Origin of the sequence: Sporosarcina sp. FSL K6-1540 (assembly GCF_038620285.1) — a bacterium.
GTDB classification, from domain to species: Bacteria; Bacillota; Bacilli; order Bacillales_A; family Planococcaceae; genus Sporosarcina; species Sporosarcina psychrophila.
In genome coordinates this window covers 4,307,554-4,324,377 of record NZ_CP152018.1, presented here as the reverse complement: position 1 = coordinate 4,324,377, position 16,824 = coordinate 4,307,554, and the positions used below count along the sequence as shown (strand labels likewise).

Genomic DNA, 16,824 nt, shown 5'->3' with positions numbered 1-16,824 from the left:
CTCTTATTTATTAAAGGGCATTATGGTATTCCGTACAAAGGATTTGTCTAATAGTGGGTAAGTGATTCGTGAAAATTATTACTAGGAGTGGATGGTTGATGTAGATGCCTAATTGGGAGGAAATAAGAAGAGATTGGGAAACAACGAAAATAACGTTCGCTGCCTTGGCAGACAAGCACGATGTGAAACTCGGTACTTTGAAGAGTCGAAGAAGTCGTGAAGGTTGGTCGAGAAATAAAGATGCAACTAAAAAGAAAAAGGATGCAACCATTTCGAAAAAGATGCAACCGAAAAAAGAGCGAATTGAGCCTATTGTGGAGTCGGATGATTTAACCGATAAGCAGAGGCTTTTTTGTATTTACTACATTAAGAGCTTCAATCAGACGATGGCCGCAATCAAGGCAGGGTACAGCAGGAACAGCGCCCATGTAGAAGGTAGCAGGCTGATAAGAATTCCTAAGGTTGCCGAGGAAATCAGAAGGCTAAAGGGTGAAATGCAACAAGGTATCTTCATTGACGCGATGGATGTGCTGAATAAGTACATTCAAATAGCATTTGCGGATATTACGGACTTCGTTGAATTCGGAAGTGTTGAGATGGAACAACGGCACCCAGAAACGGGCAAGGTAATGTTGGATGCTAATTTCAAGCCGATCACTTACAAGATGAGTCAAGTTGATTTTAAGAATGACGACATAGTAGATGGTTCTCTTATTTCAGAAGTCAAACAGGGTAAAGACGGCGTGTCTGTCAAACTGCTCGATAAGATGAAAGCCTTGGACATGCTATCCAGATACTTCGATGTCCTATCCGACAACGATAAGAAACGATTGCAGGAAGAGAAGTTAAAAGCTGAAATCATAAAGGTTAAGGCTGAAACAAACACCGATGAACCTGGTGAAAGCAAAACAATTATCGTAACCGGCGAAGACGAAATGAGGAGGGTCCTTGATGGCAAATCCTCAGACTAACGTCGTTAACATTCTTGATTTGATTAACACGAATTTCTATTCCTTTTGGTTGAACAACATACCACACAGCATATTGAGTGGTGGACGTTCTTCCATGAAGTCATCTGTTATCAGCTTGAAACTGGTTATCGACTTCCTTAATGATGATCAGGGCAATGTCGTTTGCTTACGTAAAGTAGGAAAGTACCTAGCGGGTTCAGTATATGAGCAAATCAAGTGGGCCATTTATATGCTGGGTGTCCAGGATGAATTCATTTTTGGAAAGTCACCGTTAATCATCAAACACAAACGAACAGGTACAGGCTTCTATTTCCACGGCGTTGACGATCCATTGAAGCTAAAGTCTATGAACATCGCACAAGGGTATTACATGGCACTGTGGTTCGAGGAATTAGCTGAGTTCGCAGGCGTGGAAGATATTGACGTTGTCGAGGATACGTTCATTCGTCAGGATTTAGGCGATAAGAACGTTAATGTCTATTACTCTTACAACCCACCTAGAAACCCTTATTCGTGGGTAAATGAGTGGAAAGATAGTAAGGTTGCCAGCGACAATTACTTCCTGCATCACAGTACTTATTTAGATGATGAAAAAGGCTTCTTATCCAAGCAAATGATAGAGAAGATTGATAACTACAAAGAAAATGACGAAGACTATTGGAATTGGATGTATGGCGGTCTGGTCATAGGAATGGGCGACAACATCTACAATATGAACCACTTCCAACCGTTGCAGGAACTACCAAATAATGATCCAGTCATATTAATTGATACCGCAACAGATTCCGGGCATCAGCAGTCGGCAACTACTCACGGGGCGTTTGCACTGACGGCTAAGAAAAAAGTAATCCTACTGGATACGTACTATTATTCACCGGCGGGCAAGGTTGTTAAGAAAGCGCCTAGCGAACTGTCGGATGAGTATAAAGAATGGCTAGATGAAGTTAGAAAGGCATATAAAAAACCAGTAGATATGACATCTATTGACTCAGCTGAGGGTGCCTTGCGTAATCAGTTATTTAAAGACCACGGAATTAGGCTGCATCCGATTGCCAAGGGCAAAAAACTAGATATGATTGATTACGTTTACGACCTGTTAGCTCAAGGTCGTTTTTATTATTTAGAGACAGCAAACAATCAAGTTTTTATTGAAGAGCATCGAAAATATCAGATGGATGCTGATTCACTGAGAACGGCTAATCCAAAGGTTGTTGAGATTGATGATCATACTTGCGACATGTTCCAGTATTACGTTATGGACAACAGGCAGAAGCTTGGATTGAAATTCTGAGGTGGTGAGTGAATGTTTAAAGGAATCATTTCGAAGTTAAAGGCGGTGATGCAGAAAATGGGGCTTGTTAAAAACATCAAAAGTGTATCGGATATAAAAGCAATTCCAATCGACGATGAGTTTTATCAGCAAATTGATACGTGGAAAGCGTTGTACCAAGGTTATTTCAGCGATTGGCATGACGTTCATTACCAAACTATCAATGGGAGGAAGAAGCGGCGTATGGCTACGCTGAACATGCCTAAGGTGTTGTCAGAAGAAATGGCAACATTGATTTTCAATGAACGGTGTGAAATCAACATTTCTGATAACGGACTAAGTGAAAATATTGGTGAGTTACTGAAAAAGAATAAATTCACCAAGAAATTTCAGAGTTACCTGGAATACCAATTCGCACTTGGCGGCATGGTTGTTAAGCCGTATTTCGAAGACAACCAAATCAAGCTTTCATATGTCACAGCAGATTGCTTCATACCCGTCTCGTGGAACAACGAGGGAATACTCGAAGCGGTGTTCACTAATCAAACAAGAAAAGGCAAGAAGACATACACGCACCTTGAATGGCATCTGTGGGAAGGTACAACGTATGTCATCAAGAACGAATTGTACGAAAGTGAAAACACGTCGGACCTTGGAAAGAAAGTGCCTCTTTCGACACTTTATCCAGACTTGGAAGATGAAGTCCCTATCGAAAATCTAAAGCGCAGCTTATTCGTTTATTTCCATCCAAACATAGCTAATAACATCGACATGACAAGTCCCTTAGGTATACCTATTTTCGCTAATGCGCTAGATACATTACAAACACTGGATATCGCTTATGATTCGTTTCAAAGAGAATTCAGATTAGGTAAACGTAGAATCATCGTACCTGCATCTGCTGTCAAATCAGTGGTGGATGAACATGGACAATTGCAACGGTATTTTGACGCTGATGATGAAGTTTACCAAGCTATGGGCAGCGGAGATATGGATAACAATAAAATCCATGACAATACCGTTGAATTACGCGTCGAAGAACATATCGCGGCTATCAATTCGCTTCTCAATTTGTTATCCATGCAGACGGGATTCAGCAGTGGTTCATTTGCATTCGACGGGAAGAGTATGAAAACAGCAACCGAAGTTGTCAGTGAGAACTCCAAAACATTCCGTACCAAGCAGTCTCATGAAAACGTGATTGAAGCCGGATTAACGGAGCTTATCGAAGTCATTGTTCAACTGGCGGAACTATACGACGTGTTTAGTCGCCCCGAAGACGGCTATGAGGTTACTGTTACTTTCGATGATTCGATTGCACAAGACAATGCTGCAGATATTATTGAACAGATGCAACTGGTGGCTGGTGGTCTTACGTCGAAGAAGAAAGCAATCATGAAGTTGCACGGATTGACCGATGAAGAGGCTGAGACACTTTTGCAGGAGATTTTCAATGAAGAAAGGCGTCAGTCTCCGGAGATGAAAGATATTAAGAGTGAAATCAGCTTGTTTGGTGAAAGGGAGTGAGAAAAGATGGACTTAGACGAAATCGTTGAACAACTAGAAAAGTGTAGGTTTAAATGTGAGGCTGGCCCTTTGGAAAACAACACCGCATTTATCGCATTGAAAGAACTAGCTGAATCAGAAGAAGATAGAATCCTTCAGGATAAAGCGGACGGCGCACTTGAGGAATATTTAGATTCACTTGATTAAAAGGAGTGATCAAATGCTGAAGAAATGGAAAGCGTTAGATGATTTAGAGTGCGTCAAAATGTACGGTCATAATCACAAGATGGCGCACATGATGGGTACGCATTCATATTCAAAATGTGTTTTAGCCATTGGTCGGTGGGCTATGGAAGGTTTCATAGTGGGGTTAGAAGCGGAAGTGGAGCCTGAACAACGTGAACGGGTGAAAAAGGCGTTTGACCAGTTTAAGGAGTGATTAAATGGACAAACCAAAAATTACTCCTCACCAACTAAATCTGTACACATCCCAGGTAACTGATATCTATGTCGCACTTGAAGATGAAATCTTTCAGATGATTGCCAAGCGATTAAAAACGCCACCAGAACTCGGAAAAGACTACGTATTGCAGTGGCAAGTTGAGAAGATGCAGCAGTTACGAATGCTTAATGCTGATACGATTGCCGAACTATCAAAGGCTACAGGGTTATCTGCTGATGCCATTCGACAAGCAGTTGGCAACGTTGGATTTAAGACAATTGAGGGCATTGATGAAGAGTTGAAAAGCGTTAAAAAGAAGCTGCCTTTACCTACTCAAATTGATAAGGTGCTTGAGAGTTTTGTAAAACAGACGTTTTTGCAGATTGATAACTTTGTGAATCAGACGCTCATATCTACTAATTACGGCGAGGGTTCAGTTACTCGGATGTATCGGAAAATCATTGAAGAAACGACTGGTAAAGTGTTGGCCGGTACGAAGACGATTAACCAAGCGGTTGCTGAAACAGTTGTTAAGTGGGGCAATAAAGGCGTTGCAACGTCATTCGTCGACAAGGGTGGCAACGTATGGTCGATGGAACGTTATGTAGATGCAGTAATTCGCTCGACAACCAATAATACTTACAATAATCTGCGCATGTCCCGTATGGATGAGTACGGCGTGGACTTGGTGCTTGTGAGTAGCCACGCGGCAGCACGTCCGATATGTGCGAGGATTCAAGGGCGAGTGGCGTCGATGAGCGGTAAACATCCAGATTACCCCGACATAAAAGACTTTGGCTACGGGACTCCCGGAGGCATTCGAGGAATCCACTGCAAGCATTTGTTTATACCTTTTATTGAAGGCGTGAACACCAACAATCAACAGCAGTTCGATGTCGATAAAGTGGATGAACAATACAAATTGACGCAGAAGCAACGGCAGTTAGAAGTTCAAGTTAGAAAAGCAAAGCGCTCATTAACACTTGCCGATGAAGTTGGAGATGTAGATACAATTCAGAATTATAAAAACCTTGTGAGGTCGAAACAGGCTGACATTCGTGAGTTTATTGGTGAACACAACTTGCCAAGGCGTTATGATAAGGAAAAGGTGTTTTAGAGAGACGAGGTGTAACCAGTGAAGAAAATCAATTTCAAAGATTTTTATCATGAGTGGCCAATGAAAAAACCAGTATCCGTCGAAAAATATTATTTAAACGACGGTTATACACTCGATACTCGACAAATGACATATTCATTTATCGGCGTAGACCAAGAGGGAATGGAACCAACATTTGAAATAGATGATGTGATCCTACACCAACGTGATTCAAAGCCTTATGTAATCGTTAAGATTGAAAGATTCGCAAGTGAGGTATATGCAGAAAAGTTAGATGTAAATATGAAAAGGACAAATTACTTTATTTGGCTAGAAGAAACAGAAATATACCACAAACTCAAAGATGTTGAATGGGTTTAGGAGTCATCCAAATAGGCTGGCTTTTTTCTATGCAATGAAAGGGGTGTTTGAATGAAGATTGACGGCAATACCTCAGATGGATACCACACATTCAACGAACTTTACCACCATCGCATGATTCTGTTCTCGGTTATTTGCAATCAGAACAAACGGCGTGCTTGGAAGAGTAAGAAACACGACGACGGAACAATGTATGATGATTATTTCATCGTAGGAATTGAAACACCAGAAGGCAGTTACACCTATCACTACCACATTGACAATTGGGACTACTTCAAGGTTAAGCAGATTGCGAGAGCGCCAGAATGGGATGGTCACAAACCGGAGGATATTACACGATTGTTATCTTTAGTTGCTGATATAGCAGAAAGGTAAGGTGGTCCAGTATCTCGGTTGGCTACTCCGTTATGTAGCTACAATATAAAGCGAAAAGGAATGGTGTAAACGATGGGGAATTTTGCAGGTCTTCAGTTATGCGAAACGTGTGAAAAAACTATGACTGATGCTGGCGTTTTTGGTCTAGTTTTTAAAGAAACGATTAAATATAAAGAGGAATTAAATTTCGGTCAAGCATTTGAAGCTGTTGCACAAGGTGGAGGCATGAGGTTGCCGCAATGGGCGCCGGACGTTGTCATTCGTGCGCAATATCCTGATGAACATAGCAAGATGACAGCGCCTTATCTGTACGTTGAAAGTCGTTTTGGTCGAGTGCCGTGGAAAGAAACAATGATTGAGTTGTTTGCTGAGAATTGGGAGGTAGTTGAATAATGTCAAATCCACAAATTGAAAACAATTTTAAATATCACTCGCCAAAAGAAGGACAGCCCGAAAAGTACACTGCTATTCGTGAAAAGGCAAAGGAACTTGCATATTTGATCGACAAGGAATGTCCAAATAGCCGTGAAAAGTCGGTCGCTATGACCAATTTAGAAACAGCTGTCATGTGGGCGAACGCTTCGATTGCACGAAATTAAAACATGACTTGAGCTCAGTCATTAAATAGGCTTATTTATTTTGTCTTTATCCGTAGACGCTATAAAGAACGGAAGGAAAACACTATCCATAATTGGAGGGAACTATATATGTTTAAATTATTACGATTACCAATTCAATTCTTTTCAGCTGATACAGGCGGCGGAAGTGGTGACCAGACACCACCAGAACAAACTGGGGGAGAGCAACAAACTGACAATCAACAGCAACAACAAACGGGTACAGGCGACCAAACACCACCAGGGGACAGCAAGACGTTCACGCAAGACGATGTCAACAATCTGGTTGCACGCGAAAGTAAAACGGCGCAAGAAAAACTGTTGAAGAAACTCGGAATTGAGGACTTTGACAGCGCAAAAGATGGTCTCGAAAAGTTTCGCACTTGGCAGGATGAGCAAAAGACAGAAGCTGAAAGGCAAGCTGATTCATTGAAAGCATTGGAAACTGAAAAGGAATCCATGCTCACTGAAAATCAGACGCTTAAAGCGCAATTATCAGCCGTTAAAGCAGGAGTATTAGCCGATAGTGTGCCAGACGTGGTGACTTTAGCCAAAACTATGCTCAGTGATGAAGTGGATATGGATGCGGCTATTACAGCTGTTGTTGAGAAATACCCTCATTTTGCACAGGCGGCACAAGAAGAAACGGGAGATTCTAAACCGAAATTTTCGAATGGCCAACATCAAACGCAACCATCATCTGATGCAGATAAGTGGTTAGCAGCATTCAAACAATAAAAAATAGGAAATAGGAGTGATTATTAATGCCGGTTAACTACGCAGAAATGTACATGCAAGCATTGCAACAAAAATTTACAGAAGGACTACGATTTAACGCTCTTTTCAACACGGCGAACAACGCCAATATCAAGTGGATCAATGCAAAGACGGTACAAATTCCGCGCATTACAGTAGGTGGTTATGTAGATGTTGACCGTGATGTAGTCGGATCGTTTACTCGACGGGCGGACAACGATTGGGAAACGAAGACAATCGAACACGATCGTGAATTCCGTACGCTTGTAGATCCGATGGATATTGACGAAACGAATCTTGCGTTGTCTATTGCGAACATTACGCGCGTTTTCAATGATGAACAGAAGTTGCCGGAAATGGACAAGTACGCAGCATCCAAGTTGTTTGATGAATTCACGACATTCGGCGGTACTACAGACGAAACGGCGCTTACTGTGGCGAATATCTTAAGTAAATTTGATGACTTCATGGCGGACATGGACGATGCCGAAGTACCACAAAGCGGACGAATCTTATACGTAACTCCAACAGTCAACAAACTACTTAAAGAAGCGGAAGGGATTCAGCGCTCAATCGACGTTGCCGGAAATAGCCAAAACATAAAGCGTAGCATTTACTCACTTGATGATGTAACGATTGAAATGGTTCCGTCTAGTCGCATGAAAACGGCTTATAACTTCACAGATGGCGCGATTGCAGATGTAGCGGCGAAGCAAATCAATATGATTCTCGTTCATCCATTGTCTGTTATTTCACCGCACAAGTATGACTTTGTTAGTCTTGATCAACCATCCGCAGGTTCTGGTGGGAAATTCCTTTATTACGAACGTGCTTACTGGGATCTTTTCGCAATCGAAAAGAAGGTTCCGGGTATTATGTTCAACGTTGAAGGTGAATGAGCAGGAGATCGAGAGAGGGCATAGCGCCTTCTCTTTTTTAAATTATTAACTTGGAGGTAATCGAATGAGTAACGCAGTGAAAATCCGAAAGAAAAACCGTGTTTTACATGTGGAAACAGATCGTTTGGTAGGCTTTCTAAACCAAGGCTACGATCAAATCGATGAAGATGGAAATGTAGTTAAACGAGCTACTGGCGGTCGTACCGTATCGCTTCCTGAATACAACAAAGTCATTGATGAAAATGAAGCGCTTAAAGCGAAAGTGAAAGAACTTGAAGCTGCATCAAAAAAAGCAGAAACACCTAAAAAGTAAGGCGGTGATTGTGTGCCATATTTAACGTATAGCGAATACATGAGTTTTCTCCTTGCTGAAGTGGATGAAATCGAATTTAATAGATTGCTAATCAGAGCAAGTGATGTGTTGGATAACGTCACTAGTGATTTTTATCAATTAAACGTATTGGAAACGGATATTCCGTTTAGACGGAATAAATTCAAAAAAGCGGTTGCCTGTCAGGTTGAATACTTTAACGAGTTGGGCGCCACCACATTCGAGGGTATCAACAACTCTCCACAATCGTTTTCAGCAGGTCGTACTAGTGTATCTAATGCAAGTCGATACAATCCCGGCGGAGCAAATGAAAGTAAGCCATTAATAGCCGAAGAGGTGTTTATTCACCTTGAAAGAACCGGGCTTTTGTTTCGGGGGGTGAGTGTATGGTGATGCCAAAACCACCTAAGAAATTTTGTATTGATTCTTTCATTTACAAAGAGTATGCGGGCGAAAATAACTGGTCCGAACCCATCTACGCAGGTCCTGTCTTGATTGAACGTTGTCGTATTGATAGAGGGGCGGCATATACGTCCACGACGTCCGGTAAACAACTGCTGTATAATGCGGTTGTTTTTTGTTACGAAGGCATGACGACACCGTTGCCTATATTTAAGGCGCAATCTGTACTTGTATATGACGGTAACGAACATGTGGTGACGAAAGTCATTCCGATTCATGAAGCCTACAGCACCACCATTTATTCGTACGAATTAGAGGTGGTCTGATGGTGAATGTAAAGATTAACCTCGACGTAGCCAGGAGAAAGCTGAGCTCGCAAAGTTTGGACCGTGGCAGGTATGCACTTGCCAACCAAGCGATGGCGGATATGAATCAATTCGTGCCGATGCTTAGTACAGCACTGAGAGGAACAGCGAGCATTGACGGAGATGGTAAAGGTATCACCTACAACACGCCATATGCAAAGGCTCACTTTTATGGTTCCAGGACAACTAAAGGCGGTAAAACGATAACTTTCAATAACTACACCACGCCTGGCACTGGTCCACGGTGGGACCTAAAAGCGAAAAGTGTATTTATGTCCGATTGGATCAATGCATTTACGAAGGGGGCTGATTGGTAATGGACTTTATGGAGCGATTGTGCGACAAAATAAACGACATGCCACAGCTTCCTGTCGCGTGCAAGCTAGGCTATCTCGGCGTGGCTGAATCGCTTGTGATTTATCCGTTGCCCGGCTCAAAAGTGGTACAAGAATTCATGGACGGCACTAGTGACCAGCAACTCAATTATGAGATTGCTATGAAATCAAAGTCACAAAGCAAGATTAATGATGTGTTGTGGATGATTCAGAACGAGTTGGAAAAGCTCAAAGCGCTAGAAAGTCAAGACGACAGTTTCAAATTCGATGAATTAATCATAACGAACAAGCCTTTCATCAATCAGATTGATGAACAAGGTTGGTTTGTTTTTTTATTGGATGTACAAGCAAATATCACAGTATTTTAAAGGAGGAAAAATGAATGGGTAGAAAAAAGAACGCATTACGAGGGCATTTCGTGCAAGCATACGTACCAGGGGTAAATACACCAGTTGAGGATGATTGGTTGGAGTTGGCGAAACTCATTTCTGCAATCAATGATGACACGCAAGAAGAAACAGAAGATACAGCGTGGTATGACGGTGACGGAACGCCGGAAACAAGCGTCACCTCGGTTGCGGGAGCTTATTCTGTCGAAGGTCAATACGACCCATCTGACGAGGCGCAAGAACTAATCGCGGAAATGAAATACAAAACTGGTGAGGGCCGTAAAGTTTGGCACCGAGTTGTCGCATCTAGCGGTACAAAAGAGTGGGTAGGACGCGCAACTGTAACGGGTATTGTAGCCGGCTCTGGTGACGCTTCGGCTTATGAAGAGTTTAGTTGTAATATTCGGTTTGACTCTATCCCTACGGAGGGTGTGCCGGTCCCGTAATAGCCCTGTCAGTAATGAGCGCGCCCATGATAGGAGCGGAACCAATAACTGATGGGGCTATTTTAAAGCTTGAATAAAGGGATGTCTTCGGGCGTCTCTTTTATTTTTTAAAGGAGGAATAACAATGACGAATGAATTGACTATCGATATACAGCGTACAGGCTTTCCTGTAAAAATCGGAACGGTGGAATTATGGTTTGATAGCTCATTGGAAAATCTTCGTTCGTTTTTCAATATCGAAGAAGTGGCACAAGAGAAGCTGAAAGAGGCGCAAGAAAAGGCCAGTCACATTCATTTTCCTGCCGAGATCACCATCGAAAACTTGGATGATGAAATGGTGGACGCAGCATTTGATGTGAAAGGTGAGTTTTTAGCAGCGCAGTATGATGTATTGTTTGGCGACGGAACGTTTAAAAAGATTTACAAAAAGCACCCCGATATTTTGGCATTGGAGCAAACGCTTGAAATCGTAGGCGTAGCTATTTCTAAACGAATTGAAGAACAGGAATCAGTACGAGCGAAAGAAACGGAATCCAAAAAAGCTGAATATCTGAATAAAAAAGCACAAAAGAAGTAGGTGACTAGCTATGCGATTAAACGATCCATTGGTTAACACTTGTGAATATGAAGGTGCGCGGTATTCTCTTGATTTGTCGTTCGACAACGTACTGAATGTTTTTGATGTCTTTGATGACGCGGATCTACGAGAATATGAACAGGCTGATATAGCCCTAGCTCTACTGGTAGGTGTGGAGTACAAGTCCAACACTAATGATTTATGGAATTATATCTATGCAACTTATATCAATGTTGAAAGTAAACGTTCGATTGAATATGACAGGAAAGGTAATCCATTGCCGTTTCAAAAGGAGTCCAAGCAGTCGATCGATTTTAATAAAGACGCTGAGTATATATATGCCAGCTTCATGCAAGCATACAAAATCAACCTTTATCATGAACGAGGTAAGCTCCACTGGCACGAATTCAAATCACTGTTAAGTGGATTACCGTCAGATACGATTATGCAAAGAATCATTCAGATACGACTGTACGAACCGTCGAAAGGTGAATCAAGCGAATACAAACAAGCAATGCGCGATTTACAGAAAATATATGCGTTAGAAGAAATAGAAGAAGAGTAATTGTGAGTCGTCCATTCGGGCGGCTTATTTTTTATGTCTTTTGGAAAGGAGGAATAAAATGGCATCAGACGGTTTAATCAGAATCGACATAGAGGTTGACGGCAAGCAAATCACGGTTGCGTCAAGTGCATTGGACGGTCTCGAAGCGGCGGCTTTACGGTCTGGACGAGGAACTAAAACAGCGGCGGATGGCATGAGCGATCTAGGCAGTAGTAGCTCAAGAGCCGGCAAAGACTTAACGAGCACAAGTGGAGCTGTCAGCGGGTTAGCGGATGCCAGTACAAGCGCATCCAAAACTGTGGCAGGTGCGGCAAGTAACCTGGGTGACTTAGGAAGTATCAGCTCAAGCGCGAGTAAGAATCTGCAAGACACGAACTTAGTGATTGGGGATATTGCTGGCGGTAGTACTGCTGCGTCAGGAAGCATCAAAAACACTGCGGGCACTTTAGCCGATTTAAGCAGCATCAGTTCAACAGCGGGCAGTAATTTGCAAAATACCAATTTAGTAATCGGTGACATAGCTGGTGGCAGTTCTGCTGCATCAGGAAGCATTGCTGGCGCAGCAGATAGCTTAAATAATATGGGCGGCAGTGCAGATAATGCGGCAGATGCTACCAGACGAGCAGCGCAGGAAACTGCAAATGTTGGCGATCAATCTAGTAGAGCTTCGATGGGGATCAAGGATATAGCTGTAGCTCTCGGTTTAGTTGAGATAGCTTCGGCGGCATTCAGCGTACTGAAAGGTGCATTGGATAGCGCTATTAGTCGGTTTGATACTTTGGCAGGATTTCCTGTCGTAATGGAGCGCATGGGCTTTAGCAGTGAACAAGCTAAAGACTCTATTGAAAAACTATCCAACGGTATCCAAGGGCTACCAACGACACTAGATGGGATTGTTGCTAGTACACAAAGAATCGCGATATTGACGGGCGACTTAGACACGGCTACAGATACCGCATTATCACTGAATAATGCATTCCTAGCATCTGGCGCAAGTGCCGGAGATGCCGAACGCGGACTTACTCAATATGTTCAAATGCTCTCAAAAGGTTCAGTGGATATCATGTCATGGCGGACGCTCCAAGAAACGATGGGGTACGCGCTTAAAGAAACCGCAAAAGAGTTCGGGTTTACAGGAGAGTCGGCGCAGAATGATTTGTATTCAGCGTTGAAAGACGGCGACATTGTTTTCAAGGACTTTAATGCGAAATTAATCGAACTGAATGAAGGTGTTGGCGGGTTTGCTGATATGGCCGCGACTGGTAGTGCGGGTATTGCCACATCTTTCGGCAATCTAAAGAATGCTGTAACCGTTGGAGTAGCGAACATTATCATATCATTTGATAAACTCGCCCAAGATACGACTGGTAAGACTATTGCTCAAAATTTAGATGGTTTGAAAGTGGTCGTAAGTGCATCCTTTAAGGCGATTGGTTCGGTTATTGAAGCAACTGTACCGATTGTGAAAGGATTTGCGACCGTTGTGCAAGCGACGATACCAGTCGTTGAGGCGTTGTCTCCTGCAATTATAGGATTAGTAGCAGCTTACGCGTCATACATGGTCATCACGAATGTTACGGCGGCAATCAAGGCATCGAACGCGGTATTGGTTATTGCGCAAGCATCCCAAACCGCATTGACAGTAGCGACAAGAGCGCAAATGGCGGCGGCAGTAGCATCAGCGACAGCTACAGGTGCAAACGCGGCGGCTACGGTAGCGCAAACTGGCGCAGTCACTCTTAGCACACTAGCCATTGGGGTGCTGACAGGGAAAGAAAATCTGTTAACTGTTGCAAAAATAGCAGGGACGGCAGCTACTGTGGCATGGGGTGCGGCAATCAAGTTCCTGTTGGGCCCAGTTGGATTAGTGATATCCGGCATAGCAATCTTGGTTACCGGCATTGTCGCTTTAGTCAAATGGTTCAACAGAACAACCGAAGAAGGCGAAAAATTAACTGCTCAAACTGATAGCTTGGCAAGTTCCACAGAAACATTATCCACTGCTGTCGAGGATTCTTCAAAAGCGTTTGAAAAAAGCCAACAGAATATCGAAACGAGCGCACAAGCCTACGCAGAACTCGCCGTCAAAGTAGAAGAATTAGCAGCGAAAGAAAATAAGTCTGCGGAAGAAAAGAAGCAGTTAAAATCCTATGTCGATGAACTAAACAGGAGTGTTGATGGCTTAAACCTTGTATACGGAAAGCAATCTGAAGCACTGAACATGACCTCCGAAGAGATGACAAATCGCATTAACCTCATGAAAGAAGAGGAAGGAATGCTTGCATCACAGGAGAGGCTCACCGAATTAATAAAAGAAGAAATCGACATTGGACTCCAACTCAAAGAAGTTAATGGGCTAAGGGAAGAAAGTAATCAGTTATACAAAGACGGCGAGATAACAAAAAAAGAACATAAAGAAGCAGTTAAAGGCTTAGAAGAACAAGAAAACGCATTATCGGAAGCCCATACAAAGGCTGGAGCAGAACGTGTAAGTGTCGAGGGACAAATCATTGAGTCGAGCGGCAAGGTAGCTGCGGCGGCAGAAGAAGATATGGGGAAACAACTACTGTTGTTTGATGCGTTGCCTAAAGAATTACAAGAAACAGTGAAGTCTATGAAATCATCATGGGATGACTACGCAAGCGCTGCGACTGATATGTTTGATACTATCAGCACAAAATCGACGGTATCTGTTGGGAAAATGACAAAGAACCTTGAAGAGAATCAACGGGTAATTACTAAATGGTCAGAAAACATTGCTACACTCGCGAAACGCGGCATAGATGAGGGGTTACTCAACACCTTGCGAGAAGCGGGTCCAGAATCAGCAGGACATGTTAACGCCTTAGTTAAGGCGTCTGATACCGAGTTGGCCAAACTAAGCGACGCGTTTTCTAAAGGTGGAGATGTCGCTACTAAAGCGTTGAGCAAATCGCTCGGTATCGAAAATACCGGCATTATGGCGGAGGTCGGCCATTTAGTTGTCAACACCGAAAGGGCCTTGGCAGACCAAATTAAAGGCGCGGGCTTTGAAACTGTCGGCGCTGCCATCCCAGAGGGCTTGGCAAAAGGCGTAGATGGTGGTAAAAAGGATGTCGAAAAATCAGTAACGGATATGGCGAAAGGTACTGCCGAAGCAGCTAAGAAAGAATTGAAAGTTAACAGTCCGTCCAAAGTATTCGCCGATATCGGTGAAGGTGTTCCGGAAGGTATGGTTGTCGGCGTCGGGAAAGGTACACCGAAAGTTATTGAAGCTATGAACAAACTAGTCAAAGCAATGCTAGTTCCGTTCGCTAACATCAAAACCGAGTTCCAAAAGGTCGGAGGCTTTGCAGCAGACGGTCTAAACGTCGGATTGAACAACGGATCGTCTAAAGTTATGGCTACAGCTAGAGGGCTTGCTAATAGCGTTGCTTCTGAAATGAGAAGGGCGTTGGACATTAACTCCCCGGCTGGCGAAACAATAGAAATCGGTGAATTCACTGGCCAAGGTCTTGCAATTGGTATGGAGTCCACCAAAGAGTTGAACAAGAAAGCGGTAAACACTGTCGGTAGTGTAATCAAAGAAGCTACCAAAAAGAACGCTTCAGAAGTCACGAAGATCGCTGCCGAAGCCGAGAAAAAACGAACAGAAATTCAAAGCGATTACGCTAAGAAACGTGCTGAACTTTCCAAGAAAACCGCATCCTCTTCACAAGCGGCATTGAAAACGCACAAGGACAAAAAAGGTGTAATCGTTACAACTGGTGAAGCGAAAGTTTATAAGATCCGTCAAGATTCATCTGCTAAATTGACGAAACTAAATGAAGACGAGCAGAAGAAACTAGCAACCGTCAACACGAAGGCTTATGCGGAAATGCAAAAGAAAGAAAGTGAACTTTCTAAAGTAAGACTCGAAGCTCTTAAGAGCTTCGTAGCTGACAAGAAAACAACCGAAGAACTTTCATTAGCTGCCGAATCAGAGATATGGAGAAAGTCGTTAGTGTTATTCTCCGACGGATCTAAGGAACGCATAGAGGTTCAGAAGCAGCACCAGGCGGCGCTTAATACATTGAACGACAAGATACTGAAAGAAAACGAAACGTTCATCGGTAAAGTAACAACGATTAACGACAAGTTGGCCGCAAATGAACAAAAATTGACCGATGATTATACAAAGTCGGTTGATGATCGTACAAAGGCGTTAACTAATTTTGTCGGTATCTTTGACGCTTACGAATACAAGTTTGAACAATCCGGTCAAGATTTAACTAGCAATCTAAGGTCGCAAGTTTCGGCGCTTGAAGAGTGGTCCCGTATGTTCGAAATGTTATCCGGAAAAGCGATTGACAAAGGATTGCTTGAAGAATTGCGGATAATGGGAGTTAAGGCTTTACCTCAAATGGTGGCATTAAACACGATGACAGACAGAGAACTCACGGAGTATTCGAATCTGTACAAGCAACGATCTAAATCAGCACGCGAACAAGCCGAAAAAGAAATGGCTCCAATGAAAGCTAACACCGAGAAACAAATCATTGAACTACGCAAAGCCGCTAACAAAGAACTTACTTTGCTAGAGGTTGAATGGCTCTCCAAAATGAAAGCTATCACTAGAAGCAGTGATGAAGAATTGAAGACTCTTAAATCAATAGGCGTAAGCGCAGGACAAGGGTTGTTGAACGGCTTGTCATCTATGGAGTCGTCACTAGTTAACAAGGCTACATCAATAGCTGAGAACGTCAAAAAGGCAATGGCAAAGGCGTTAGACATCAACTCCCCTTCCAGATGGATGAGGGATTTTATTGCTGGCAACATGGCGTTAGGATTCATTGCTGGCGTTGATAAAAACGAATCGAAAATATTGAACGCGGCAAGCCACTTCGGAGAACTGATGAAACCTAAAACAAGTGACATCATGATCCCGAACGTCAACATTAGACCATTCAACCCTACGTTCGGTGGTGGGTCTGGTGGCGGTTCGACATCTACCGACAACAGAAAAACGTTCGCACCACAAATCACTAATCACTTCACACCAGCCGAATCAACACCGTCTCAATCAGCACGTAAACAGAAACAAGAACTTCAACGCCTGGCATTGGAATACCGAGGAGGGTAG

The 16,824-nt window shown here is 43.0% G+C and carries 21 protein-coding genes; all 21 read left to right on the top strand.

Annotated features, from left to right (window positions below):
- Window positions 1–104 precede the first annotated feature (104 nt).
- The 21 genes from MKY15_RS20680 (at window position 105) to MKY15_RS20580 (ending at window position 16,824) form a co-directional block, all read left to right on the top strand.
- Complete coding sequence (locus MKY15_RS20680; protein ID WP_342538463.1) at window positions 105–971, top strand: terminase small subunit; 867 nt, start codon at window positions 105–107, stop codon at window positions 969–971.
- The gene (locus MKY15_RS20675; RefSeq protein ID WP_342538462.1) at window positions 952–2,262 is read left to right on the top strand and encodes a PBSX family phage terminase large subunit; all 1,311 of its coding nucleotides are present in this window, start codon (window positions 952–954) and stop codon (window positions 2,260–2,262) included. Before MKY15_RS20680 ends, MKY15_RS20675 begins: the two co-directional genes overlap by 20 nt.
- Window positions 2,263–2,274: 12 nt before the next feature.
- Window positions 2,275–3,768, top strand: a complete 1,494-nt coding sequence (locus tag MKY15_RS20670) for a phage portal protein (protein ID WP_342538461.1) — start codon at window positions 2,275–2,277, stop codon at window positions 3,766–3,768.
- A 6-nt stretch (window positions 3,769–3,774) separates the two neighbouring features.
- A complete protein-coding gene (locus MKY15_RS20665; RefSeq protein ID WP_342538460.1) occupies window positions 3,775–3,954 on the top strand; it encodes a hypothetical protein in 180 nt (59 codons plus the stop codon).
- A 13-nt stretch (window positions 3,955–3,967) separates the two neighbouring features.
- Entirely contained in the window at window positions 3,968–4,186 is a 219-nt protein-coding gene (locus MKY15_RS20660; protein WP_342538459.1) for a hypothetical protein, read from the top strand.
- A 4-nt stretch (window positions 4,187–4,190) separates the two neighbouring features.
- The gene (locus tag MKY15_RS20655; protein WP_342538458.1) at window positions 4,191–5,306 is read left to right on the top strand and encodes a phage minor capsid protein; all 1,116 of its coding nucleotides are present in this window, start codon (window positions 4,191–4,193) and stop codon (window positions 5,304–5,306) included.
- Window positions 5,307–5,324: 18 nt separating this feature from the next.
- Window positions 5,325–5,666 carry a hypothetical protein gene (locus tag MKY15_RS20650; protein ID WP_342538457.1) on the top strand — a complete coding sequence of 114 codons (342 nt, stop codon included), beginning with the start codon at window positions 5,325–5,327 and terminating at the stop codon, window positions 5,664–5,666.
- 51 nt (window positions 5,667–5,717) lie between these two features.
- Window positions 5,718–6,041 carry a hypothetical protein gene (locus MKY15_RS20645; protein ID WP_342538456.1) on the top strand — a complete coding sequence of 108 codons (324 nt, stop codon included), beginning with the start codon at window positions 5,718–5,720 and terminating at the stop codon, window positions 6,039–6,041.
- Between the two features lie 72 nt (window positions 6,042–6,113).
- Window positions 6,114–6,434 (top strand): hypothetical protein, encoded by a 321-nt coding sequence (locus MKY15_RS20640; RefSeq protein WP_342539812.1) that lies wholly within the window; start codon window positions 6,114–6,116, stop codon window positions 6,432–6,434.
- Complete coding sequence (locus MKY15_RS20635; RefSeq protein ID WP_342538455.1) at window positions 6,434–6,640, top strand: hypothetical protein; 207 nt, start codon at window positions 6,434–6,436, stop codon at window positions 6,638–6,640. Before MKY15_RS20640 ends, MKY15_RS20635 begins: the two co-directional genes overlap by 1 nt.
- Window positions 6,641–6,748: 108 nt before the next feature.
- On the top strand, window positions 6,749–7,396 hold the full coding sequence (locus tag MKY15_RS20630; protein WP_342538454.1) for a hypothetical protein: 648 nt from the start codon (window positions 6,749–6,751) through the stop codon (window positions 7,394–7,396).
- Between the two features lie 26 nt (window positions 7,397–7,422).
- Entirely contained in the window at window positions 7,423–8,313 is an 891-nt protein-coding gene (locus MKY15_RS20625) for a capsid protein (protein ID WP_342538452.1), read from the top strand.
- 64 nt (window positions 8,314–8,377) lie between these two features.
- Complete coding sequence (locus MKY15_RS20620; protein WP_342538451.1) at window positions 8,378–8,626, top strand: hypothetical protein; 249 nt, start codon at window positions 8,378–8,380, stop codon at window positions 8,624–8,626.
- Between the two features lie 12 nt (window positions 8,627–8,638).
- Window positions 8,639–9,037: a hypothetical protein gene (locus tag MKY15_RS20615; RefSeq protein WP_342538450.1), complete on the top strand. Its 399-nt coding sequence runs from the start codon at window positions 8,639–8,641 to the stop codon at window positions 9,035–9,037.
- Window positions 9,037–9,372, top strand: a complete 336-nt coding sequence (locus MKY15_RS20610) for a putative minor capsid protein (RefSeq protein WP_342538449.1) — start codon at window positions 9,037–9,039, stop codon at window positions 9,370–9,372. The genes MKY15_RS20615 and MKY15_RS20610 overlap by 1 nt, the downstream gene beginning before the upstream one ends.
- Entirely contained in the window at window positions 9,372–9,728 is a 357-nt protein-coding gene (locus MKY15_RS20605) for a minor capsid protein (protein WP_342538448.1), read from the top strand. The genes MKY15_RS20610 and MKY15_RS20605 overlap by 1 nt, the downstream gene beginning before the upstream one ends.
- Window positions 9,728–10,114 (top strand): minor capsid protein, encoded by a 387-nt coding sequence (locus tag MKY15_RS20600; RefSeq protein ID WP_342538447.1) that lies wholly within the window; start codon window positions 9,728–9,730, stop codon window positions 10,112–10,114. The genes MKY15_RS20605 and MKY15_RS20600 overlap by 1 nt, the downstream gene beginning before the upstream one ends.
- A gap of 14 nt (window positions 10,115–10,128) precedes the next feature.
- On the top strand, window positions 10,129–10,581 hold the full coding sequence (locus tag MKY15_RS20595; protein WP_342538446.1) for a phage tail protein: 453 nt from the start codon (window positions 10,129–10,131) through the stop codon (window positions 10,579–10,581).
- A 124-nt stretch (window positions 10,582–10,705) separates the two neighbouring features.
- Complete coding sequence (locus MKY15_RS20590; RefSeq protein ID WP_342538445.1) at window positions 10,706–11,158, top strand: hypothetical protein; 453 nt, start codon at window positions 10,706–10,708, stop codon at window positions 11,156–11,158.
- A gap of 10 nt (window positions 11,159–11,168) precedes the next feature.
- Window positions 11,169–11,723, top strand: coding sequence for a Gp15 family bacteriophage protein (locus tag MKY15_RS20585; RefSeq protein WP_342538444.1), 555 nt, complete (start codon window positions 11,169–11,171; stop codon window positions 11,721–11,723).
- 58 nt (window positions 11,724–11,781) lie between these two features.
- On the top strand, window positions 11,782–16,824 hold the full coding sequence (locus tag MKY15_RS20580; protein WP_342538443.1) for a tape measure protein: 5,043 nt from the start codon (window positions 11,782–11,784) through the stop codon (window positions 16,822–16,824).